General features: G+C 61.0%; 17 protein-coding genes and 1 tRNA gene. 13 read left to right on the plus strand and 5 right to left on the minus strand.

The features are described 5' to 3' along the window. On the plus strand, positions 1–197 hold a 197-nt coding region (locus NKI37_RS27700), incomplete at its 5' end, for a hypothetical protein (RefSeq protein ID WP_352794616.1). Between the two features lie 168 nt (positions 198–365). Here the strand turns inward: NKI37_RS27700 and NKI37_RS27705 are convergent. Both NKI37_RS27705 and NKI37_RS27710 read right to left on the minus strand, forming a co-directional pair. Further along, positions 366–5,171: an HNH endonuclease gene (locus NKI37_RS27705; RefSeq protein ID WP_155927402.1), complete on the minus strand. Its 4,806-nt coding sequence runs from the start codon at positions 5,169–5,171 to the stop codon at positions 366–368. Between the two features lie 420 nt (positions 5,172–5,591). Further along, positions 5,592–6,806 (minus strand): LacI family DNA-binding transcriptional regulator, encoded by a 1,215-nt coding sequence (locus tag NKI37_RS27710; RefSeq protein WP_352651669.1) that lies wholly within the window; start codon positions 6,804–6,806, stop codon positions 5,592–5,594. Between NKI37_RS27710 and NKI37_RS27715 the strand changes: the two genes are divergently transcribed. The 11 genes from NKI37_RS27715 (at position 6,793) to NKI37_RS27765 (ending at position 18,537) form a co-directional block, all read left to right on the plus strand. After that, positions 6,793–8,010 carry a CaiB/BaiF CoA transferase family protein gene (locus NKI37_RS27715; RefSeq protein WP_023692718.1) on the plus strand — a complete coding sequence of 406 codons (1,218 nt, stop codon included), beginning with the start codon at positions 6,793–6,795 and terminating at the stop codon, positions 8,008–8,010. The two genes, NKI37_RS27710 and NKI37_RS27715, sit on opposite strands and share 14 nt — an antisense overlap. After that, positions 8,010–8,840 carry a 3-ketoacyl-ACP reductase gene (locus tag NKI37_RS27720; RefSeq protein ID WP_023692719.1) on the plus strand — a complete coding sequence of 277 codons (831 nt, stop codon included), beginning with the start codon at positions 8,010–8,012 and terminating at the stop codon, positions 8,838–8,840. Before NKI37_RS27715 ends, NKI37_RS27720 begins: the two co-directional genes overlap by 1 nt. Before the next feature lie 51 nt (positions 8,841–8,891). After that, a complete protein-coding gene (locus tag NKI37_RS27725; protein WP_352790146.1) occupies positions 8,892–10,385 on the plus strand; it encodes a sugar ABC transporter ATP-binding protein in 1,494 nt (497 codons plus the stop codon). A 14-nt stretch (positions 10,386–10,399) separates the two neighbouring features. Further along, entirely contained in the window at positions 10,400–11,863 is a 1,464-nt protein-coding gene (locus NKI37_RS27730; RefSeq protein ID WP_245267122.1) for an aldehyde dehydrogenase family protein, read from the plus strand. Between the two features lie 8 nt (positions 11,864–11,871). Further along, positions 11,872–12,714 (plus strand): Cof-type HAD-IIB family hydrolase, encoded by an 843-nt coding sequence (locus tag NKI37_RS27735; RefSeq protein WP_023692722.1) that lies wholly within the window; start codon positions 11,872–11,874, stop codon positions 12,712–12,714. Further along, entirely contained in the window at positions 12,707–13,702 is a 996-nt protein-coding gene (locus NKI37_RS27740) for an ABC transporter permease (RefSeq protein WP_352651664.1), read from the plus strand. Before NKI37_RS27735 ends, NKI37_RS27740 begins: the two co-directional genes overlap by 8 nt. 82 nt (positions 13,703–13,784) lie before the next feature. Continuing rightward, positions 13,785–14,732, plus strand: coding sequence for a substrate-binding domain-containing protein (locus NKI37_RS27745; RefSeq protein ID WP_023692724.1), 948 nt, complete (start codon positions 13,785–13,787; stop codon positions 14,730–14,732). A gap of 66 nt (positions 14,733–14,798) precedes the next feature. Further along, the gene (locus tag NKI37_RS27750) at positions 14,799–15,761 is read left to right on the plus strand and encodes a dihydrodipicolinate synthase family protein (RefSeq protein WP_023692725.1); all 963 of its coding nucleotides are present in this window, start codon (positions 14,799–14,801) and stop codon (positions 15,759–15,761) included. Positions 15,762–15,764: 3 nt separating this feature from the next. Further along, positions 15,765–16,541, plus strand: coding sequence for an enoyl-CoA hydratase-related protein (locus NKI37_RS27755; RefSeq protein WP_023692726.1), 777 nt, complete (start codon positions 15,765–15,767; stop codon positions 16,539–16,541). A gap of 78 nt (positions 16,542–16,619) precedes the next feature. Further along, complete coding sequence (locus tag NKI37_RS27760) at positions 16,620–18,233, plus strand: GMC family oxidoreductase (protein WP_023692727.1); 1,614 nt, start codon at positions 16,620–16,622, stop codon at positions 18,231–18,233. 19 nt (positions 18,234–18,252) lie between these two features. Continuing rightward, on the plus strand, positions 18,253–18,537 hold the full coding sequence (locus NKI37_RS27765) for a muconolactone Delta-isomerase family protein (protein WP_023692728.1): 285 nt from the start codon (positions 18,253–18,255) through the stop codon (positions 18,535–18,537). A gap of 257 nt (positions 18,538–18,794) precedes the next feature. On the opposite strand, the gene NKI37_RS27770 is transcribed toward NKI37_RS27765, so the two are convergent. The 3 genes from NKI37_RS27770 to NKI37_RS27780 form a co-directional block, all read right to left on the minus strand. Next, complete coding sequence (locus NKI37_RS27770; protein ID WP_502896379.1) at positions 18,795–20,585, minus strand: tyrosine-type recombinase/integrase; 1,791 nt, start codon at positions 20,583–20,585, stop codon at positions 18,795–18,797. A 116-nt stretch (positions 20,586–20,701) separates the two neighbouring features. Further along, positions 20,702–20,776 (minus strand) — tRNA-Gln (locus tag NKI37_RS27775). Between the two features lie 110 nt (positions 20,777–20,886). Then, positions 20,887–21,231, minus strand: a complete 345-nt coding sequence (locus NKI37_RS27780) for a VOC family protein (protein ID WP_023670692.1) — start codon at positions 21,229–21,231, stop codon at positions 20,887–20,889. 215 nt (positions 21,232–21,446) lie between these two features. Here NKI37_RS27780 and ppdK point away from each other — a divergent pair, with 215 nt between their 5' ends. Then, positions 21,447–24,152 (plus strand): pyruvate, phosphate dikinase, encoded by a 2,706-nt coding sequence (gene ppdK / locus NKI37_RS27785; RefSeq protein WP_023670693.1) that lies wholly within the window; start codon positions 21,447–21,449, stop codon positions 24,150–24,152. Positions 24,153–24,159 lie beyond the last annotated feature (7 nt).

Raw genomic sequence — 24,159 nt, forward strand, 5'->3', positions numbered from 1 at the left:
GGACGACCTGCGCGAGCACAAGAAGCTCGCTCTGCGCCAAGCCGCATGACCAGCATCATGGCCGCCCCTTTTTGCAGAACTTGACGCACACAACCGAGGAAACACGTAGGTCCAAAAGCAGCTATGGCTATTCGACGACCGTCTGCCGCGGCATCTCCGTCAGCTTTGCGCTTAATTTCGGCCGTTCAGGTCTGTAGCGTCGTCTCCTGAAAGCCGACTTCGTTCATGAAGACATCGGAGACTTCGTTGAGGATCAAATCGGGCGTCCATCCAATCGCTTCCGTGCTTCGTGAGCGGACCTCCCTGTAGGTGCCCGCGCGGTATCTTCGCGCTAAGGGATGGGACGCAGCTGTCGGCGCTGCCGCCTAAGACGAGGTCGCCCGTCGCGCCGCGCGTCGGCGGGCGGCCCGGTTGCGGCGAGGCAGCCGCTGGCGTTGCGGAGCCTGGTTTCTGAACCTGTTGTCGATCTGCTCAAGCGTTTCCTTGGCCGTGTAAGCCTGGATTTCGACCAGCTGCTCGAAAAGCTCCAGCCCTACCTCGCGGGTATCGTCGCCAATGCGGTGAAGCGTAATCGCAAGGTCAACCAGCTCGGAAGCGGAGCCCGCTATCCCTGTCTGGATGTCCCCGAGTTCGTCACGCCAGGTCTCGATCAGTCTCCTGGCGATCTTCGCCACGAGGAGAGCGCAATGGGGGAGAAGTGTCTGGAGGCGATCCACGACGAACGTCGCGTTGATTTTCGGAGCGCCTTCAAGGTTGGCCTCAATGGCAGTGAGCAACGCGACCCAGCTCGGATCGGGCGTGATCTCGTCTACGAGCCGGAACACGTCGAAAAGGTTGTTCCAGGCAACGCCGCTTATCTGGGGGATTACGCGAACGAGTAGCTCAGACGCGCGCTCCCGACACTCAAGATCCGGAAACAGGTTGACGGCGGCATTGATGGCTCCAAGCCGTGTCGAGTCCGTACCCGGTCCAAAGACGACCTGCTCCAGCAATGGCTTCGTCCAGGGCAGCTTCGGTTGCAGGAACGCAATCAAGGGCGTCAGCTCACCTGCAAGCTGCTCGAAATACTCGTCGCCGGAGGCGGCCCACTTCTCCAGGTAAGAACGCACGAAACCGGCATGCCGCCAGTGAAGGTAGGCGAACAGAATGGCAAGCTCGGTAGTCCTCAGCAGAGCCGGGTAGCGTTTGAAGACGGTGTCCAGGAGCCCCTCAAGCTCTTCCCTATTGGTCGGCTTAAGGTAGCGTAACCAATGAAGGATGGCCCTCCATACCCGATCGTCTTCTCCGCGCTCGCTGGCGCGTGTCAGTACGGCCAGGACGCGGTCGTGCTGCCCTGCCAGCAGCAGGGCATGGACTAGAACATCCAGCTTGGGAAAGCTTCCAGCGGGAAGTGTAAAGGCGGAGCCCATTCCCCAGAGGATGCTTTGCTCCCGCCTTCCTGCGTCCTTCTCGCTGGCCTTCTCCTCTCCCGTGTCGAGGAGTTCTTGATCCTGATCGTCGCTCCGATCTTCCTTAGGCTGCGCTGTAGCGGTGTCTGGAGCGGCAGGCTCATTGAGCCACTTCTCAATGATGTCGAGGGTTTCCGGTGAGACCGCAATCTCCCGGCGGACCAATCGGCTGACGGCCTCGGACGCCGAGTTCTGAAACTCATCGCCGGTGAATCCACGCCCGTCGAGTTCGGCCATGAGATTCATCACAAGCTGAGGATCACCCGCTTCGGCGATGGCCTCCAGCGCGTAGCCTGCTGCGCGGGTCCCAAAGCTCGGCTCGAACTTGCGTATGAGCGTAGCGGCCCGCTGGGGGTCGGTCTTTGCAAACTCCGCGAAGGCCCGCGACAGCTGTATGTTGCCGCCCTCCATCATGCGGTTGGGATGGTCCCACTCATACTTGTCCGGCAACTGGCGGAAAGCGTTGAGAACTTCGTCGTTCTGCGCCTTTGCGAGCTGCTCCGCCGAAATGGGCGAACCTATCCACGACGGCCCATAATGCCGTATTCCCTCGTCCGAACCGGGGAAGCGGCGGCGTTCTTCCATCACAAGGCGGCGGGTCGCTCCCGGCAAGCGTTCGGAAGGCAGTGCCGATAAGAGGCCCAGCTTTATGCGACGAACCCTGTCGCTGAAAAGTTTGCGGCCTTTGACGTCCAGATCGGGATAAGCTGTCGGTGCGTAAGCGTTGACGGCGGCGACAAAGGCTTCGACATCCGCGTCGGACCAGTGAAGGCTCGCCTCCGCGATGAGGCGCTTTGTTGTCCCAGAAGGGTCTTCGTGGTTTCCGAGCCTAAATCGTCTCGGATCGCCCTGAAGGAAACGATACGCGACTTGCGCATACTGATCCGGGTAGAGCGATAGTACATGCGCGAACAGCCGCTGGGCAGGATTGAATTCATCTCCTTCATGCTCTGACAGCCATTGAAGAAAGTTCTTTTCGTCGTTGAGGGCAAGGGTCTCCAACGCAACGCGAATGGCGCTGAGTATGGGGGGGTCAGAACGCCCTTGACTCCGCTCTTCCTCTTCGAATTTGAAATCGAGCGTGTGCTGCAGCGGATAGGAGAGGCTGTGTTCCTCGCTGTCAAGATCGCGAAGCGCGACCATCGCTTCGGTCAGCCAAGGCCACAGGGCTCCAAGGAACAGCGCGGGATTTTCCTTTCCAAGTGCCTCCAGGGTGTCCCAGGCTTTCGCCTGCTCGACGACACTTTTGATCGGCTCTCTGGGAGACGAGGATATGCGCGAAGTCCAGGAGCCGTCGCCGTCCTCTTTGGGAGCGGACGCTATCCTTCTGGCCGACTCCTGTTTTGCCGACTGAAGCTCCTGGTCGAGCTTTGCGAGCAGAAGCTGAACCGCAACCTCCGGCTGGCTTACGCCGATTGTGGAGATAATAAATTCGAGGCTATGCGCGTGCATTGCGGTACGCGCAATCAGCGCCCTCGCCATCTCGACCATGCCCGGCGTCCACACCCGCGCCTGACCCAGGGCAGCCCAGGTGAAGCCATCCCAGCCCGGCAACGCCGACCAGTTCTCGGCGATCAGCCTCTCGACCTCGCGGGCAGCAAATACCCAAGCGCGATTGAGAACGCCCAGAGCCAGGGTGGCTTCCTTGTCGTCGTTCATCGCACGGACAATCTCAGTGTGTTTGTACCGCTCAAACCATCCGTGACTTCCTGCCATTGCCATGAAAGCCGTTGGTCGCCTGTCCGACGCAAGCGCTTCGTCGAACATGCGTGCCTCCACGCCGTCCGGCGTCGGCTGCTGACCGAGGAATTCAACGAGAAGTGTCCGGAGATGAAGCCGCAAATCCTGGGTATGGAAGAGCGATTGCATCTCCACGCCGTAGGCAGTCGGATCGACCTCCCTAAGATAGGTCAGGGCGGACCACAATTTCGGCCGCACGAACAGCGAAGTCTGCCGGGCGATTGTGAACTCCGATAGCCGTCCTTGGCTGCGGGTGAAGGATCGTGCGAGGGCATGTTCGAACATGGTCTGGTGGGAAAAGCCTATCTTGCTTCCGGCCTGGCCCAGGTCTGAGAGCATTCCCGCCCTCACGAGATAGGTTATGTCCTCCGAGTGCTGGTCAAATCGCGCGGCGGGGAGCCACAGGATTTCCTTCTCCGCCATCTGGTCTGCGATGTCGGTGACGAGCTTCGCAAGCCGCGACCCGCTGGGCTGCCTCGTTATCGTCTCCGCCCACATCTGGTCCAGCATGAGCTGGTACTTGCGGAAGGGCTCGCTGCTCCTCTCCTCCAGCTTCAGGAACGTTTTCAGCGCCTGGGGCGACCGTAGAACTTCCTGCGCGTCGGCAGGCCAGCCTGCGGGTTCGAATCCATGGCGCTCCAGCACAGGAACGACCTCGGACCAGGGCGGCAGGTCCAAGTGAATTGTTTCGGCCGTGATGGTCTTGAGACGGACGTCGTGCTCGTACTCGAACTCGCGAGCCGACAGGACAACGTGCACGTTTGTCAGGCCGCTGACGCGCCGGACCAGGCTCAGCAGTACACTCAGCCGACCAGTCTTTATGTCCGTGTAGCCTGCGAGCGCATCGAGCTGGTCGATCATAAGAACGACCGGTCGCAACTGACTTATCCGCCAGAGCATCGCGCTGGGACGAATGGTAAGTCCAAGCCACTCGGCGAGATCGTCTTCGGTTTCGATTGCCGAGTCGAGCAGGTCGGCCTTGATGGCCAGAACCCTGATGCCATCTTTTATGAGCGCGTTGGCTACTTCGGCGAGCAGCGCTGACTTGCCGGAACCCGGAAGCCCAAGGACGGCCTGCGTCGTGGTCTCCTGCCCCGCGATAGTCTCGAGAATCTGGTCCTTCTCCGGGCGGCTGAAGTGGGTACCGTCCGGAAGTGTCTGCGACCACTCGAGCAGGTCGCGCGGGACACGGCCTAGTTCGTCGTCCCTCATCTGCACTTGCCGGAAGGACTGCTCGTCTACAACACTTGTTAGAACAGCGTTGTGCTCCTGGAGCAGCAACGCCTTTGTTTCGGGTGTGTCGATCTTTGCCTTGTCGTCGCTAGTCGCGCGAATGAGCATCAGGAAAGAACCGCGCTCGGTCGAGACAAGTTCGATCCCGGCATTGCCGGTTATGTGCCTGAGAGATTCGATGATCGCGTCCACCTTCTGAACGTGGAAGTCGTCCGCATCGCCTTCGAAATTCAGAACAATGACGCGCGTCTGAACCTTCTTCGCCTTTGGAAGGGCGAGTGCTTCACCCGGCTCAGCGGTCGATACCTCGCTCTCGCGTTTCCGAATGGCGCGCTCGGCATTTCTTCTCTCAACCTCCGGCTCCCAGTTCGCCTTGTTGTACCTCAGCATCTCCGGCGTGATCGAAAGCGTGAGCTGTGTGGGCGAACGATGCGCTTGGTCGTGGCAGGTCGGGCAGAGGACAATCAGATTGTCGTAGCTGTTGTCCTGTGAGGTCGAATATTCCTCGATGTGATGAACGATGAAGGACTGACCTTTGTCGCCCTTGCAGCAGTTGCAGAGGTAGTTGCTGTTTTCGAGAAGCGAGAGCAGTAACGCCTCATCAATTGGCTGACGTACTACGGCGGCCTTGAGTGCCTTGGCTTCCTCCCCCGTGAAGCCTTTGTCTTTGATGTCCTTCTGACTGGCTGTCCTGACTTTCGTGATCGTAAGCCCAGCCGTCACCGCGCGTTGTCCCAGCTCCTGTGACACGCCGTATTGCAGAAACTTGACTAGATTCGTCTCAAGCCTTGGGGCCACAAAACCTCTCAGCGGGGTGCGCCAGATACGCTCTGCAAGTGGGCAAAAAACAGGGATTGCAGCTTATGTAACAGACCTAGGTGCGGGAATACGGTGAGAGCCAACGTATCGGAGTTATCCCGCGAATTCTGTAGTGCCGGGAGTGCAGATCGGCAACGCTGCACCGCCCAATCGTTGATAGGCGCTATGCAGCGGGGCTAATCTCATAAGCTACTTGCATTTCTGATCGATCTGAGACCCGCCGCGAGCAAAACTTGAATGTCTGCTATTCGTTAAATCGTCGCCCGAACCTACCGGTCTGCAAGCGGCCCCCTAGCGGTCATTCGGTCCAATCGCCTCAGGATAGGTATGGCTCACGCGACCGACATGTTTTTAGCGTCTCACGACAGCCGTGCTTCCCCTGACAATCAGCCTGATGGCCAGTTCCCGTTGTCTGAGATGCAGTCGCTGCGATGGTGAGGCCAGGATGTAGTCGGCGGCAATCCGGCCCATGTCGCGCGCGGGCACCTCCAGTGTGGTCAGTTCGGGCGAGGTCAATTCTGCAATCTCCAGATTGTCGAATCCGACGACCGAAACCTCCTGCGGGACTGCGATGCCTTCGGCGTGGCAGTACTTGATGGCGCCGGCGGCAAGGATATCACTGCCGCAAAATACCGCGGTTGGTCTTCGGGGGTCTTCCATCAGCCGCCGCATGCAGGTGCGGCCGTCATCCAGCCTGTAGGCTCCCTCGACGACCGGAACCATGCCTTGATCGATGCCGGATCGTTCGAGTTCGTTCAAGAAACCGTCGCGGCGGCCTGCCGCGCGATCATTGTCCTGGGTGATGCCGGCGATCATTGCGAATTTGGTGTGCCCGAGGTCGAGCAAGTAACGGGCGGCGGTTCGCCCTGCCTTTTCGTTGTCGAACCCCACGGCCGCACCTGCCGCCGTCGCCGTCGCCGTGTAGGTGTAGACATAGTTGATGCGCTTCTGTTCGAACATGGCCAGAGTGGCTGGCCGGTGCGTTGACCCGACAAGCACCACTGATTCGACCCCGCGCTCGACCAGCAGACGTGCCTGCTCGTATTCAAGTTCGATATCGTAGCCCGAGGTGTTGATGATGAGCGAAACGTCTTTTTCGGAAAGCCGCGCCTGAAGTCCATCGACCATCGTGGCATAGATAGCGTGGTCCAATGTGGGGATGATCGCGCCGACCAACCTTGTCCGGGTCGACCGCAGCGCCCTGGCGGAACCATTGGGCACATAGCCGAGATCGCGCGCCGCCCGGACAACACGATCCCGCACGACCTCGTTCACGTTGGGATTGCCGTTGAGCACGCGGGAGACGGTGGCCGGCGAACAGTTCGCAAGCTTGGCCACGTCAATCAACTTTGCGCCGCCATCCTCGATATCCATTGAGCCTCGAATCCGACGGTTTTCGAGAAACCGTTTTCCAGATGACACATTTCTTTTCTGAAGGCTACACCATCCTTCTTTTAGAAAGCCTTTCAAATTGGGCTTGACAGCTATGAGAAAAGGCGTGAAAACGATTTCACAAATGCGCAACTCATAGCGCAGAACCAAGGGATGAGAAATGCTCAGCGGCATCAAAGTCGTCAGCTTCTGCCATTTTCTGCAGGGTCCTGCAGGCGCCCAATATCTCGCAGACATGGGTGCGGATGTCATCAAGGTTGAACCCATCGACGGAGCTCATGAACGTCGCTGGTCGGGGGCGGACGTCTATGTGGAAGGGATCAGCGGCTTCTATCTCTGCGCCAACCGCAACAAGCGCTCCATCGGCATTGATCTGAAGAGCACCGAAGGCAAGCAAGTCGCCCGGCGCCTGATCGCCGGCGCCGATGTGGTGATGGAGAATTTCCGGCCCGGCGTATTCGCCAAGCTCGGCTTTGACGATGATGCGCTCCGGGACATCAATCCCAATTTGATTTTCGCGTCGGCGAGCGGTTTTGGCGCAACTGGCCCGATGGCGATGAAACCCGGCCAGGATCTTCTCGCCCAGGCGCGCTCCGGTCTGATGACTGTCACCGGAACGCCGGAACGTGGCCCCACGCCGGTCGGTGCGGCGATCGTCGACCAACATGGCGGGGCACTTCTGGCGATCGGCATTCTGGGTGCATTGGTGCGCCGCTTGCGGGATGGCAAGGGGACGCGCGTCGAGGCAAGCCTGATCAACTCGGCAATCGACCTGCAGGGCGAGGCGCTGGTCAATTACTTCGCCGGCGGCTTCAGCCGCGAGGTGCTCAACCGCGAGGCGAATCTGGCGACATGGTTCCATGCCGCGCCCTACGGTGTCTATCCTGCCTCCGACGGCCATGTGGTGGTGTCGCTGTGCGATGCTTCCGTGTTGGCCGAAGCGCTCGACAGCGACGGTCTGCGCGAGGTAGTCGGTGTCGACCGCTACGTCGAACGCGACGACTATGCTCGCCGGCTGGCCAGTGCCACGGCCCGGTTCGCGGTGGCCGACCTCGCCGAGCGCTTTGACCGCCATGGCATCTGGTGGGCGCCCATCAATTACTATGACGATCTGCTGGCCGACGCGCAACTCAGCCACGCGCAAGTGTTTCGGCAGGTGAACGTGCGTGGCCGAACGATCCACCTGGTCAACCATCCCAACCGCTACGACGGCGAGGTGCCCGCGTTGAGATACCTCGCTTTGGAGATCGGCGAGCACACGCACGAGATCCTGGACGAGCTTGGCTATGCCGATGTTGAGGTCCAGCGCCTGCTGGCGTCAAAGGCCGTGGTCGCATCCCGCGAAAAGGACGACGCAGTGGCAAGGAAGGCTTCGTGATGCTGGAACAGGTTTCCCCGGCTGCAATCGGCGTTGCTATGCCCGAGCACGCAGCCTCCATCAACCGCGGACTTGCCATTGTGACGGGTGGCCGTCGCGGCATCGGCCGAGCCATCTGTTGTGAACTCGCGCAGGCAGGTTTCGACGTCGCTGTCATCGACATCGTGGACGATGAGAATGCCAGCGAGACCGTCGATCTTGTCCGCAGACACGGGCGAAATGGTGCCTTTTATCGCAAGGACATATCCGAGACCTCGGACAATGCGGCGTTCATAGAGCGTATCGAAGCCGATCTGGGGGGAACCACCTGCCTGGTCAACAACGCCGGCGTCCAGGTTTCCGTGCGCGGTGATCTTCTCGATGTTACCGAGGAGAGCTTCGACCGGCTGGTCGGCATCAACTTGCGCGGCACGTTCTTCTTCACCCAGGCCGTAGCGCGGGCGATGATTTCCCGGCCGCAGGCCCGGCTCGAACGGTCGGTGGTGACGATCACCTCTGCTAACGCGGGCTTGGTCTCGCCGGAAAAGGGGCCGTACTGTATATCCAAGGCCGGACTGTCGATGGCTTCCCAGCAATTTGCCATTCGCCTGGCGGATGCAGGCATCCGGGTGCACGAGATTCGCCCAGGCCTGATCCAGACCGACATGACCGCTGACGTCTATGAGAAATATTCCGCGCAGGTCGAAGCCGGACAACTCTCGGCAATCAGACGGTGGGGGCAGCCTGAAGACATTGCCCGCGGGGTGGCGACGCTGGCCGTCGGCGGCATGCCATTCAGCACCGGGGACATCTACCACATCGGCGGCGGCATGCAGATGCATCGCCTGTGAGCTTTTTTTGAGAAACCGTGAAAACGATTTCTCGGTTTGGGAGACGACGTGATGAAGGACGCAGTTCTCGAAATGCGCGGCATCCACAAGCGCTTTCCGGGTGTGTATGCGCTGAACAATGTCAGCTTCGCCGTGCGCAAGGGAAGCGTGCATGGCGTTATCGGTGAAAACGGCGCCGGCAAGTCGACATTGATGCGCGTCCTGTCTGGCGCGTTCCTGGCCAACGAGGGTGAAGTGGCCATCGACGGAGATGTGGTGGCGGCGCCGACGCCTGAGCGGATGCTTGAGCTCGGAATCGCGGTCATCTATCAAGAGCTCGCCCAGGCTCCGCATCTCACAGTGGCTGAAAACATCTTTCTCGGCCGCCTGCCGAAAACGCGTCTGGGCACGATCGACTGGCGCCGGGCGAAAGGCGCAGCTCAAGATGTGCTCGACAGGCTTGGCTTCCGTGTCGATCCGGCAGCGCGCATCGACACGATCAGTGTCGCGCAGCGCCAGATGGTCGAGATAGCCAAGGCGATTGCCCGCGAGGCTCGCATCGTGGTGCTCGATGAGCCGTCCGCTGTTCTCGGCGACTCCGAGCTTGAACATCTTTTCAAGACGATCCGGCGGCTGAGCAGCGAGCACGGCGTCTCGTTCATCTACATCACCCATCGCCTCAAGGAGCTCTATGAGATTTGCGACGAGGTCACCGTGCTTCGGGATGGCCAGGTCGTTGCCTCGATGCCGCTTGGCCAGACGACCACGGCCGATCTCATCCGCCATATGGTCGGGCGCGAACTCAAGGACGTATTTCCACCGCGCTCGCGGCCCGGCGACGAGATCCGCTTAGACGTACGCAGCCTATCGCGGAACGGCGTGCTGAAGGATATCTCCTTCAATGTCAGGCGCGGCGAAATCGTCGGCATCTGCGGTCTTGCCGGAGCGGGCCGGACCGAGGTGCTGCGCGCTATCGCCGGCGCCGATCCGATCGACGGCGGCGAGATCAGGATCGACGGCCAAGTGGTCGCTATCGACGGGCCGCGTCGGGCACTTGCACATGGCGTCGGCCTGCTGCCCGAGGATCGCAAGACAGAGGGGCTGTTCCTCGACCAGTCGGTGGCATTTAACGTCACCGTTTCCCAGATGACGCCGTTGACCCGCAGTGGCCTGATCAGTGGCCGTCGCGAGCACGAGGCTGTCTCCCTGTTCATCCAGCAGATGCGCATCAAGACGCCGAGCCCCAGCACCAAGGTCCGCACGTTGTCGGGCGGCAATCAGCAGAAATGTGGCATCGCCCGGCAACTGCATGCGGGGACGGAAATTCTGCTGGTCGACGAACCGACGCGCGGCGTCGACGTGGCGGCGAAGCGAGAAATCTACGACCTGCTCGCCGAACTGACATCAAAGCGCGGCGCAAGCGTCGTGATGGTCTCGTCCGAATTGCCGGAAATCCTTGGCCTCTGCAATCGCATTATCGTCATGCGCGAGGGCGCCATTTCGGCGATTCTCGATGGCGAGGGCGCGACCGAGGAAGCGATCATGGCCCATGCGGTTTGGCAGTGAGGAACGATATGGCTATGCGCAGCTACCAACAATTCATCGGCGGGCGGTTTGTCGACGGTTCAGGCTCCGGCTCAATCGAGCGCCGGTCGCCGGCCACAGGTGACCTGGTCGCCCGCTATTGCGATGGCACGCCCGAGGATGTCGATCTTGCCGTCGAGGCGGCGCGCATCGCATTTGAGGAAGGGCCGTGGCCGCGTATGAGCGGCATGGAGCGCGCCGAGGTCCTGAACCGTCTTGCCGATCTGATCCGCACCAACCGCGACCGGCTGGTCAGGATTGAGGTCGAGGAGGTCGGCAAGCCAGTTCGTTTTGCGCGCGGCGATATTGATGGTGCAGCCGGCCTGACACGCTATGCAGCTTCGCTGGCCATGCAGATGGCTGGCCTGACCTATACGAACATTGGCGATGGCAAGACGGCGCTGATCAGCCGCGAAGCGGTGGGCGTCGTGGCCCTGGTCACACCATGGAATTTCCCGGCGCTGATCCTGTCGCAGAAAGTCCCGTTTGCGCTCGCCGCCGGCTGCACTGTGGTGCTGAAACCATCGGAGTTCACTTCCGGATCAGCCTTCGAGATCGCCGCGCTTGCGGCGGAAGCCGGCGTCCCGGCCGGCGCCTTCAACGTCGTCAGTGGCTATGGCGCAACCGCTGGCGACCACCTGACCGGGCATCCGGGCATCGACTTCGTTTCCTTCACCGGTTCGACGCGCACCGGCAGCCGTGTCGTCGGCAACACGTCCCGTCACTTGGTCAAATCTTCGGTCGAACTCGGCGGAAAGTCGGCCAATATCGTCTTTGCCGATGCGGATCTGGAAGCCGCGGCGGACGGCGCGCTGATGGGCGTGTTCTTCAACAATGGCGAGTGCTGCGTTTCGGGTTCGCGGCTGTTCGTGCAGTCGTCCATCGCTGACGATTTCATCGCCAAGGTGATCGCGCGCTCCCGCAAGATGAAGGTTGGCGATCCGTTTGACGACGACACGGATATCGGCGCGCTGATCGATCACAACCATCTGGCCAAGGTGGCCGGCTTCGTCAAAAGCGGGGTCGAGGACGGCGCCGAACTGGTGCTCGGTGGCAGCGTCACGACAAAGGCGGCCGGTCATTTTCACGAAGCGACCATTTTCGACCGGGTCGAGCCGCATATGACCATTTTTCGCGAAGAGATCTTCGGCCCGGTGCTTAGCGTCACCCGGTTCGATGCGGTGGATGACGCGGTGCGATTGGCCAACGACACTGCCTATGGCCTGTCGAACTACATCTGGTCGAAGAATATCGACACGGTTCTGACCGTCGCCAAGCGCCTGAAAAGCGGCTGGGTGCAGGCCAACACAATCATCGACGGCGCCCCGCAGCTACCTCTCACCGGCGTAAAGGGATCCGGATTCGGCTACGAGATGGGCCAGGCCGGCTTTGAAGAGTTCACTCAGCTCAAGACGCTGCTCATCCAGACCGGGCCGCGCGCTCCGGTCTTTCCAGTCTGAGGCGGGCGATGACCATTCCGCGCCTTATCGTCACCGATGTCGACCGCACCTTGCTGACGCACGACCATGCGTTGCCGAAGCGTGTGGCGGACGCTCTGCGCGGGGCGCGAGAGGCGGGCATCACGATCATTCTGGCAACGGCGCGCTCGCCGCTCGGGGTGAAGCCCTATGCGGAGAAGCTTGGGATTGCAGGCCTCGCCATCTGCTTCAACGGCGGCTGGATCGGCGACGTTTCGACCGGCGTTGCGCTGTCCGATCAGCGGATCGGTCGCACCGATGCGCTGCACACCATGGCCACGGCGCAAGCGGCGGGCGTTCGACCGATGTGGTTCACCGGCCACGACATTCACGCGCTTGCCCAAGACCCGACCATCGCACGCGAAGCCGGCGTGACCAAAGAGCCTTTGATCGTGGCGAAGACGCTGGAAGACCTGCCGGGCGAACCCGGCAAGATCATGTGTGTCGCCGCGCAGCCCTCCGACCGTGAAGCCTTTGGAGCTCTCCGCGTGCAACTCGGCGCGTGCCTTTCGGTATCGGGATCGCATCCACGTCTGCTCGAGATCGGTCCGCCCGGTATCTCCAAGAAGACCGCCATCGCGACCGTTGCGGCCGAGCTCGGAATGGCGGCGCAGGACTGCGCGGCCGCCGGCGACGCCGAGAATGATCTCGACATGCTGGCCTGGGCAGGAACGGCGGTGACGGTCGGCAACGCTGTGCCGGAAGCCAAGCGGGTCGCGCATTTCGTTGGACCGTCTTGCGACGAGGGCGGGCTGGCCGACGCGGTGGCCTGGCTGCTGCATCGGCAATCGACCCTCGCAATGGCAGACGAAACGGGAGGAAGGAATGGCTGAGATGACAACGGGACAAGGATTGGCGTCGATCCGGCCGGGGTCGGTGGGTCGGTTGCGAGGCTGGGCGCAAAGCCTTGGCCTGCTCTGGGTCCTGATCGTGTTGTGCGCCTTCGCGGTGTATCTGTCGCCGAGCTTCATCCAGACCGGCAACATGTTGAATGTCGGCCGCCAGATGGCGCTGTTTGGCATCGTCAGCGTCGGCATGACCTTCGTCATTCTGACCCGCGGCATCGATCTTTCTGTGGGTTCCATCGTCGGCGTCGTCGCGGTTGCAACCGCGCTGATGCTTTCATCTGGCGTTCCAATCCCGTTGGCGATGATCGCGGCGCTGGGGATGGGAGCCGTGTTCGGCGCCATCAATGGAGCTGGCGTCGTTTTCTTCGGCATGCCGCCCTTCATCATGACCCTCGGCACGCTGGTGATGGGGCGCGGCATTGCCATGACTATCGCCAACGGCGAGCCGAAGACGCTTGGCGATGCTTCGGATGCTTTCTCCTATCTGGGCAGCGGTTTTCTCTTCGGCATTCCCGTACCGATCTGGATCTTCGTCGCCATAGCCGCCGCGGCTTTCGTCGTCCTGCGACATACGCCTTTCGGTCGCCAGATCTACGCGGTCGGTTCAAACACCGAGGCAGCGCGGCTTGCCGGCATCAACGTGCCGCGCGTGCTGATGTCGGTCTATGCCATCTCAGGCGTGCTGTCGGCGCTGACCGCCCTGGTTTTCGTCTCGCGGCTGACCGTTGGTGAGCCCACCGCCGGCACCAATCTCGAACTCGAGGCGATCTCGATCGTCGTCATCGGCGGCACCAGCCTGTTTGGCGGCGAAGGCGGCGTCATCGGCACCGTGATCGGCGCCGCAATCATTGCCGTCATGGCTAATATATTGAATTTGCTTGGAATATCGCCATTCACGCAACAGATCGTGAAGGGCGCCATCATCATCGCTGCGGTGATGTTCGAGGTCTACCGTCACAAAAGACGGTCCTGACATCCATGCGCGGCGGCACTTGCCAGACGGGCTGGCCGTCGCGCTTTGGAGCCTGAAATGAAAAACAATGGAGGAGTGAAAAATGACCAGTCGCAGACATTTCCTACGCACCACGGCCCTTGCCGCCACCCTGGTACTGGGCGCCATGATGCCGGGCGCGGTCTTGGCTCAGGACAAGATCAAGATCGGCTTCAGCCAAGGCACCATGAATCATCCTTGGCGCGTCGCCATGGTGGAGGGCAACAAGAAGTACGCGGCCGAGCATTATCCGGATATCGATCTTATCGTCACTGACGGCAACAACGATGCTTCCAAGCAGGTGGCAGACGTCGAAAGCCTGATCGCGCAAGGCATCAAAGTGCTTATGATCTCGCCGCTGACGGAGCAGGCACTGACGCCAGTCGTCAAGGAAGCAATGGACGCCGGGATCAAGGTTGTGACTCTCGACCGCAAGGTCAACACGCCCGTCACCGTCCATGTCGGCGGCGAGAACCTGCCGCTCGGCGTCGGCGCGGGCGAGTTCCTTGCGAAGAAATTGAATGGCAAAGGCAACATCATCGAGTTGCAGGGGACGGCGGGGGCATCGGCCACCATCGATCGCAACAAGGGGTTTGCGGAAGCGATCGCAAAGCACCCGGACATGAAGGTGGTCGCATCGCAGAACTGTGACTACACCCGCGACAAGGCGGTGAAGTTCATGGAAGACATGGTGCAGCGGTTTGGTCCCGGCCAGATCCAGGCGGTGTACGCGCACAATGACGAGATGGCACTCGGCGCGATCCAGGTGCTGGAGGCCGCCGGCCGGCTCAATGAAGTGGCGGTGGTCGGTATCGACGGCCAGGAGACTGCTTTCGAGGCAGTCAAACAGGGCAAGCTCGCCGCAACCTTCGTTTATCCGTTCGTGGCGCCGGAAGGGATCGAGACCGCCTACAAGGTGGCCAAGGGTGAAGAGGTCCCGGAGACGATCACCTTGCCAACGGTCTCAGTGACCCCGGACAATATCGCCGACATGATCGGCAAGGGCTTCTAAGTCCTCCCTGCGCAACGGGACGCCGCACTGGCGCGGCGTCCCGAAATTTCAAATAGGAACTGGATGATGAGCGACAAGAAACCGTTTGCTGCCAATGGCGTCATTCCCGCCTGCCTGATGCCGTTCACCGCCGATCTGGCTGTCGATGAGAGCGCCTACCGCAAGCACCTCGCTGACGTCTCCTCGGTCGAAGGCATTTCCGGCATCACCATCAATGGTCATGCGGCCGAAGTGCACGCGCTCACCATCGACGAGCAATACCACGCGATCGTGGTAACCAAGGATGTGTTGCAGGATCAGGTTCCGACCATTGTCGGAGTGTATACAAACTCCAGCCTCGAGGCCGCGCGCATCGCTGCTTATGCTCAGCGGGAGGGCGCCGACGCGCTCCTGGTTTTCCCACCAGACTTCATGACGCTCGGTGGGCACCTGCGACCAGAGATGATCGTCGAGCATCTGAAGCGCATCACCGATGCGTCCGACCTTCCCATCATCCTGTTCCAGTATCCGCTGGCATCGAACCTTGCCTACCCGCTACAGACATTGCTCGACCTCTGCCGTCGTTTTCCCTCGATCGTCGCGATCAAGGACCAGTGCGGCGATGGCAATTTGCATGAACGACAGATCCGCGAATTGAAAGCTCTCGACCGTCCGGTCAACACCCTCACCACCCACAGCGCCTGGCTACTCGGCTCTCTGGCGCTTGGCTGCGACGGGCTCTTGTCGGGCGCCGGCAGCGTCATCGCCAGCCTTCAGGTTGCGCTGTTTCGCGCCGTGCAGGCGAACGATCTCAAGACTGCCAAGGCGATCAATGACCGCATCTATCCCACGGTACGGGCCTTTTATGACGCGCCGCTTCTCGATATGCACAATCGCATGAAAGAGGCGCTGGTGCTGCTCGGGCGACTGGACGAAGCTCATGTCCGGCCTCCATTGATGAAGCCAAACCCCGCCGAGATCGAGAAGATCCGGGGACTGCTGGCTGCTGCCGGATTGAGCGCGGAGACGCTTTACAGGAAGGTCGCCTGATCGATGATGGACCGCCTAGTTCAGGCAGTGGAACCGGCGCCCGGCATCCGACTGCTGACGCTCAACCGGCCGGACAAGTTGAACGCCTTGTCCAAAGCGCTGCTAGCCGAATTGAGCCAACTGCTGGCTGGCTATGACGCCGATCCAGAGGTCGGCTGCGTGGTGCTAACGGGTGCCGGTCGCGCCTTTGCGGCGGGCGCCGACATTTCTGACATGCTGGAACGCGGCGTCGCCTCCTATACCGATCCAGAGCGGCTGGCATGCTGGCGCGCCATTGAGGGCTTCTCCAAGCCGATTATCGCCGCCGTGAACGGCTATGCGCTGGGCGGCGGGCTGGAGCTTGCGCTGCTGTGCGACATCATCATTGCCTCGCAGGCAGCTCAATTCGCGACGCCTGAAATCAAGATTGGCTCGTTTCCCGGCGATGGCGGCACGCAGCGTCTGCCACGCCTCGTCGGCAAATCCTTTGCCATGCAGATGGTGCTGACCGGCGACATGGTCGATGCGACGCTCGCCGAGCGCAAAGGACTGGTCAGTGAAGTCGTGGCGGCCGACAGGCTCCTGTCGAGGGCGCTGGAGATCGCCGCTGCGATCGCCGCCAAGTCGGTTGCCATCACGCCCTATGCCAAGAAGGCCGTTCTGGCGGCATTCGAAACCGAACTGCAAAGCGGGCTAGAGATTGAGCACCGGCTGACCGTCGAGGCGTTCGGCAAGGAGGACCGGATTGAAGGGCTGCGATCCTTTGCCGAGAAACGGGCGCCGGCCTTCAGGGGCAAATAGGACTGAGGCGCAAGGTCGGCGGCCGGGTTTCGTCGCACCGACGGGAAGGTGCCTTCGGGCGCGAGTGGAGGCAGAATTATGTGGGATTACATCATTGTCGGCGCGGGCTCGGCCGGTTGCGTGCTTGCAAACCGCCTGTCCGAGGATCCTGACGTCAAGGTCCTGCTGCTGGAGGCTGGCAGCCGGGATTGGAATCCGATGATCCATATTCCTGGCGGCATCGGCAAGCTGTTCGGGCCAGGCGTAAACTGGCGGTTCCACACGGTGCCGCAGAAGAACCTCGACAACCGCTCCATCTGGTATCCGCAAGGCAAGACGCTTGGTGGCTCGAGCTCGATCAACGCGATGATCTACATCAGATGCCAAAAGGAGGACTACGACAATTGGGCAGCACTCGGAAACGACGGCTGGGCTTATGAGGATGTCTTGCCCTATTTCCGTAAATCCGAGGACAATGATCGGCTCGCCAATCGCTATCACGGGCAGGGCGGTCCGCTCGCAGTTTCGGATCAGGTCGGCCCGCACCCATTGACCCGGGCCTTTATCCGCGCCGTGCAACAATATGGCCTGCCGTTCAATCCCGACTTCAACGGCGACACCATGTATGGCGCCGGCTTCTACCAGGTCACCTGTCGCGATGGCCGCCGCCGCTCGTCCGCCGTCTCCTATCTGCATCCCGTCAGCAGACGGCCCAATTTGACGGTCAGGACCCATGCCCGGGTTACAAGGATCGTTGTCGAGAACGGCCGCGCCGTCGGCGTCGAGCTTTCCGAGGGCAAAACGCGGAAGGTGCTGCGGGCCGAAAGCGAGGTGATCGTATCGGCAGGAGCCATCAACTCGCCGCGCCTGCTGATGCTGTCCGGTATCGGACCGGCCGACGAGTTGAAAGCTCTAGGGATCGCGCCGATCGCCGATCTCAGCGGTGTGGGTCGGAATCTCCAGGACCATCTCTGCACCAACGTCCATCTGACGCTCAAGGACCCGATCAGCTATGACGGCCAAGATCGCTATCCCAAGGCGCTCCTGCACGGCATTCGCTGGCTGCTCTATCGCAATGGCCCTGCCGCCTCGGTCATTGTCGAGGGCGGTGGCTTTTTCCAAAGTGAGGGAGCGAAGCGGCCCGACCTTCAGATTCACATCGCGCCAGCGTTGGTGGTGCGCGGCGGCCAGACGCGACTGGATGGGCATGGTTTCACCATCAACTCGACATTCCTTCGACCACGTAGCATCGGCTCGGTGAAGCTCCGCTCGTCGAACCCCGCCGACGAGCCGCTGGTTGACCCCAACTATCTTTCTGACCCATACGATCGCGGCATGGCATTGAAATCAGTACGGATCATCCGGGACGTGCTGGCGCAAAGCGAAATCGGCAAGTTCGTCAAGGTCGAGCGGCTGCCTGGGCCGGCTGCGAAGACCGACGAGGAATTGATGGCCTACATCAGGCAATATGCCTGCTGCGACTATCACCCTGTTGGCACCTGCAAGATGGGCGTCGACGAGACCGCAGTCGTCGATCCCGAACTGCGTGTGCGGGGAGTCGACGGACTGCGGGTGATCGACTCATCGATCATGCCGGTGCTGATCAGCGGCAACACCAATGGACCGACGATGATGATCGGCGAAAAAGGCGCCGATCTGGTGAAGGGCGTCCGGTCTGGTCGCTCCGCACAAGCGATCGCGGCAGTCGCGTAAGTTTCTGGAGACCGGACCGATGCAATTCCTCGTCTTGTCTCGGCGCCGGACCGACCAATTCAGCGAAGCGGATTTCGAACAGCTGGTACCCAGCGAGGGGGCACAGGCCCGCCATCTCTATAGCATCGGCTTCACGCGCCAGATCTGGCATCGCGGTGACATGCCCGGTGCGTGCCAGATCGTCGAGGCGAGGGACGAGATCGAGGTTCGCGAGAAGCTGGCGACGTTGCCGCTGGCGAGGGCGGGGATGCTTGACTTCGAAATCGTCCCGCTGAAACCCTACGCTGGTTTCAATCTGCCATGAGGCCCACTGTTGTCCCTATGCAGTCGCACCGAGGTCCGATTATGGCGCGACGCGTCAGCAACGTCGTTGCGGCTGAGATGGGGTCGCCAGCGAAATGGCGCCTTTCCCGCTAGTTAATTCTGGAACCGGACCGTCTGCTTTCGGCCCCAAAGCGGCAGATGGCCCTTCCGGATGCTAAGCAAGGTCGGTCGGCCTGTGCTTCCGCTTTTTCAGCACCAGCAACCGGCACGATGTATTGAATGAGTGGCCTAATCCTATCAGCTGGGGTCACGGGTTCTTGCTGATGATCGGGGTCGCCTCCGATACCTCAATTGTGGACGAACGAACGGTTTCACATTCGCTCGAGCTTGAAGCGAAGCTAGTACATCGACGCCGATGTCGATCGCATCGATAGCCATCTGAAGTTGTCTTAGGGCAGACGCTTTGACGTATCTGCTCGTCTCTCCGGGCGTGGAGTGACCTGTTACATGGTCCAGAACGGCGCGCTCGATACCAGCTTGGTGCATCAAAGTGCTGGCTGTATGTCGAAAGCTGTGGAAATCCAGCCCCTTCCGGTAGACACCTATGTCGCGCCGATAGCGTGTGAACCACTTTGAAAATGAATGACCCAGACGATTGTCCGCTCCGCCGGGCTTCAAGTTCGTAAAGAGCCTCGTCTGTCGTGCTTTGCGACAGTGGTCCACGTACTCCAAAAAGCCAATCCGGATAAGCGCAGAGTGGAGCGGCACCTGACGCGCAGCGTTCGCATTTTTCAACATCCGCGGAGGGTTGTCATTGATGTCGAAATATACGATGCCATCGGATTCCCTAACGTCATCGACATGAAGCTGCGCAATCTCTTCTTGCCGCATTCCCGAAAAAAGGGCGATCAAGGGAAGCCAGTAGCGCTCATCCTTAAGGACCAGAGAACCTGGCTCGGCTCGGCGAGCTTCCGACTTGCAGCCCGTATAAATTGGTGACGTGAATAGCACCTTCAGCTCCGGCGCCGTCCACATGTCCCGCTGTTCCGAAGCCTTTTTCGACGCTGCGAAGCGGAATCCACTGAAAATGTTTTGCTCGACCGATCCAGCTGACAGCACGGCAGCCCACAGGCCGCTTAGGACAGAAAAATGCCGTTTGACTGTACGCTGCGTTAGCAGCTGCACGTCTCTGGCAGTCGCTTGTGCTGCGGCAATCTTCAGAATCCCGTCTACCGTCTGACCCCGATAGGCAGGAGCTTTCGAATAGTCCCAGGGCAACCGTTGGACTTTCTTGCGAAACTCGTCGGCATCAGCGCGGGTGTAGGCCTGGAGAGGACGATCACCACAAATCTCTGCAAACAACCGATAGGTCGCTCGCGCCTGCGAGGCAGTCTGTTGATCCCAGTTTTTGATCGCAATTTGGTCCGAACGAAAAGCCTCAGCGATCTCTGAGAAGGTCGGGCCGATATTCGGCGCCTTCTGAACAAGAGTCGGGAGGGGCACTGTCTGCTGGGAAAGTCCTCCGCCGGTGCTCCCATCGAGAGCAGTTCTAACCAACTTGTCCTTTGATTCGTAGTTGTAGTCGCCTTCTTGCCGGGCGCGCAGCTCGCCAATGATGTCGATGCTCGCGCGTAAAATCGCCTGTCGGATTTGGTTGTATTCGCCTGGGCCAAGGTCGGCTTGAGACAAATTTCGGCGAGCCATCACGACTTGGGCGGCGGGATTGGCCTTTTCGAAGTCGTCCTTGCGTAGGGCGTCGCGCTGTTCCGCGAGCGATTGATCGAGATATTCCGACCGCGCTCGGTGATCCTCTTCGGACCACTGTTGCTCGGGAAAGAGCCGCCTGTGGTCATCAATGGTCAGAGTGAGCTCATAAAACTCTTTAACCAACCCGGCGATTTCATCGGATGAGAGCATGGTGGCGGCTGCGAAAAGTCCCTCGGAATGCCTGTAAAGCAGATCGGCGCGCATTCTGGCAGAGGCAATCGTATTTGTGGACAGGCTGCGTACCAGCTCGGAGCGTCCGATGCGCAGACGCAGGATCATTGGCACGACCCTGCGAAAATGAAAGACGCCACCGCGCCGTATTACATTGAGTAGGCGGCGTCCTCGACCGCTTTTGTAGCAGTCATTTGTAGCAACCCTCGATGCTGCTTCTCCACCTGCGGAAGAAAGTGAGCTAGAACAGTCATTTAGGGTTTTTTTGGCTGGGGCGCCAGGATTCGAACCTGGGAATGTCGGTACCAAAAACCGATGCCTTACCACTTGGCGACGCCCCAGCAAGCGAGCTTTGCCCGTTGCGCGCGGCCTTATAGGACGAGCGGCACGAAAGCTCAATGCCGAGTTGGCCACTGTGCAAAACTGATCCACCGCTTGGCGCGGGGACGCGCTATTCGCCCCAGACCGCCAACTCGTTGCCAGCGGGATCGGTGAAATGGAACCGCCTGCCGCCCGGGAACGAGAATATCGGCTTGACGATCGTGCCGCCGGCGCTTTCGACAACGTCGAGCGTTGCTTCCAGATCCTGCGAATAGAGCACCGGCAATGGTTTCGCCGGCGCCTCCGCTGCATCGGCCTGGAAGCCGCCATCGAGCCCTTCGCCGAAGGCCGAATAGGTCGGCCCGTAATCGGTGAACGACCACGAGAAGGCGGCGCTGTAGAAAGCCTTGACGCTGTCCAGCGTCGCGCCGGTCGCGGGCAGTTCGAGATAGTCGAGTTTTCCGTTGAGTTTCATCACGCTGCTCCCAACTTGTTCCCTATATGTTCTATATCCTGGGCAGCGATCCGGCAAGTCTTTTCGACGCAGCTTTTGCTTAATCGATTGTAGTCGCCGGGCTTCGCTGCCACACCTTGCCTTTCGCACTGCAGCATAATAACGCTCGGGTCGGAACGCGGGGGAACCGGGTCTTGGCCCCGGTGTTCTATCTTCCGAGGACTTGGAGGGCGAGCATGACCAAATGGGTCTACACCTTCGGCGATGGCGCCGCGGAGGGACGTGCGGGCGACCGCAACCTTCTCGGCGGCAAAGGCGCCAATCTGGCCGAGATGTGCAGTCTTGGCCTGCCCGTGCCGCCGGGCTTCACCCTCACCACCGAAGTCTGCAACGCCTATTACGCCAACGGCAACAGCTATCCGGCCGCGTTGCAGGCCGATGTCGTCAAGGCGCTGGACCATATCGGGCAGCTGACGGGGCGCCGTTTCGGCGATCCGTCGAAGCTGCTTCTGGTCTCGGTCCGCTCCGGGGCCAGGGCCTCGATGCCGGGCATGATGGACACCGTGCTCAATCTCGGCCTCAATGACGAGACGGTCGAGGCGTTGGCAGCCGATTCCGGCGATGCCCGCTTTGCCTATGACAGCTACCGCCGCTTCATTCAGATGTATTCCGATGTCGTCATGGGTCTCGACCACGAAGTGTTCGAGGAAATCCTGGAGGACCAGAAGGCGAGCCTCGGCCACGAGCTCGACACCGAACTGACAGCGCAGGAATGGCAGAGCGTCATCGCCCTTTACAAGGCCAAGGTCGAGGAGGAACTCGACAAGCCGTTTCCGCAGGACCCGCACGAGCAGCTGTGGGGGGCGATCGGCGCGGTGTTTTCCAGCTGGATGAACAACCGCGCCATCACCTACCGGCGCCTACACGACATCCCGGAAAGCTGGGGCACGGCGGTCAATGTCCAGGCCATGGTATTCGGCAACATGGGCGAGACGTCGGCCACCGGCGTCGCCTTCACGCGCAACCCCTCGACCGGCGAAAAGATGCTCTATGGCGAATTCCTGGTGAACGCGCAGGGCGAGGATGTCGTAGCCGGCATCCGCACGCCGCAAAACATCACCGAGGCGGCGCGCATCGCCGCCGGCTCCGACAAGCCGTCGCTGCAGAAACTGATGCCGGACGCGTTCCGGTCCTTCGTCGACATCTCCGACCGCCTGGAACAGCACTACCGCGACATGCAGGATCTCGAATTCACCATCGAGCGCGGCAAATTGTGGATGCTGCAGACGCGTTCCGGCAAGCGCACCGCCAAGGCGGCGCTGAAGATTGCCGTCGAAATGGCGCGCGACAAGCTGATCACGACGGAGGAGGCGGTCGCCCGCATCGATCCCGCCTCGCTCGATCAGCTGTTGCATCCTACCATCGACCCCAAGGCCGCGCGCGATGTCATCGGCGTCGGCCTGCCGGCTTCTCCGGGCGCCGCGACCGGCGAGATCGTCTTCTCGTCCGCCGATGCCGAGGATCTGAAGACGCAAGGTCGCAAGGCAATCCTGGTGCGCATCGAAACCAGCCCCGAAGACATTCACGGCATGCATGCTTCAGAAGGCATCCTGACCACGCGCGGCGGCATGACCAGCCACGCCGCCGTGGTCGCGCGCGGCATGGGCAAGCCTTGCGTTTCGGGCGCCGGCTCGCTGCGTGTCGACTACAAGGCCGGCACGCTGATGTCGATGGGCCAGACCTTCCGCAAGGGCGACATCATCACCATCGATGGTAGCAACGGCCAGGTGCTGAAGGGCGCCGTGTCGATGCTGCAGCCGGAACTGTCGGGCGATTTCGCCGCCATCATGGAATGGGCCGATGCGGTGCGCCGCATGAAGGTGCGCACCAATGCCGAGACGCCGCTCGATGCGCGCATGGCGCGCTCCTTCGGCGCCGAAGGCATCGGCCTCTGCCGCACCGAGCACATGTTCTTCGACGGCGAGCGTATCGTCGCCATGCGCGAGATGATCCTGGCCGATACCGAGAAGGACCGCCGCACCGCGCTTGCCAAGCTGTTGCCGATGCAGCGCTCGGATTTCCTCGAACTGTTCGAGATCATGGCCGGCCTGCCGGTGACGATCCGGCTGCTCGATCCGCCGCTGCACGAATTCCTGCCCAAGACGGAAGCGGAGGTGGCGGAGGTCGCCGCCGCCATGAACGTCTCGCTCGACAAGCTCAGGCAGCGCACCGAAGCCCTGCACGAGTTCAACCCGATGCTCGGCCATCGCGGCTGCCGCCTCGCCGTCTCCTATCCCGAGATTGCCGAGATGCAGGCGCGCGCCATTTTCGAGGCAGCCGTCGAGGCCGGCAAGAAAGCCGGCGCGCTGGTCGTTCCCGAGATCATGGTGCCGCTGGTCGGCCTGGTGAAGGAGCTCGACTACGTCAAGGCGCGCATCGATGCGGTCGCCAAGGCTGTCATGGACGAGACCGGCGTCAAGATCGACTATCTCACCGGCACGATGATCGAGCTTCCGCGCGCGGCGATCCGCGCCCACGTCATCGCTGCTACGGCCGAGTTCTTCTCCTTCGGCACCAACGACCTCACCCAGACCACTTTCGGCATCTCGCGCGACGATGCGGCGTCCTTCCTCGAGACCTATCGGCAGAAAGGCATCATCGAGCAGGACCCGTTCGTCTCGCTCGACATCGAGGGCGTCGGCGAACTGGTGCGCATGGCTGCGCAAAAGGGCAGGGCGACACGGCCCGACATCAAGCTCGGCATATGCGGTGAACATGGCGGCGATCCGGCCTCGATCCGCTTCTGCGAAGAGGTCGGCCTCGACTATGTCTCGTGCTCTCCCTACCGCGTGCCGATCGCGAGATTGGCCGCAGCCCAAGCCGCGGTGCAGATTGCCAAAACAGCAGTGCCGCGCCCCAAAAAGAGCGCCGCGGCATCCTGATTTCGAC

Origin of the sequence: Mesorhizobium sp. M0626, from assembly GCF_040320665.1 — a bacterium.
Taxonomy (GTDB): Bacteria; Pseudomonadota; Alphaproteobacteria; order Rhizobiales; family Rhizobiaceae; genus Mesorhizobium.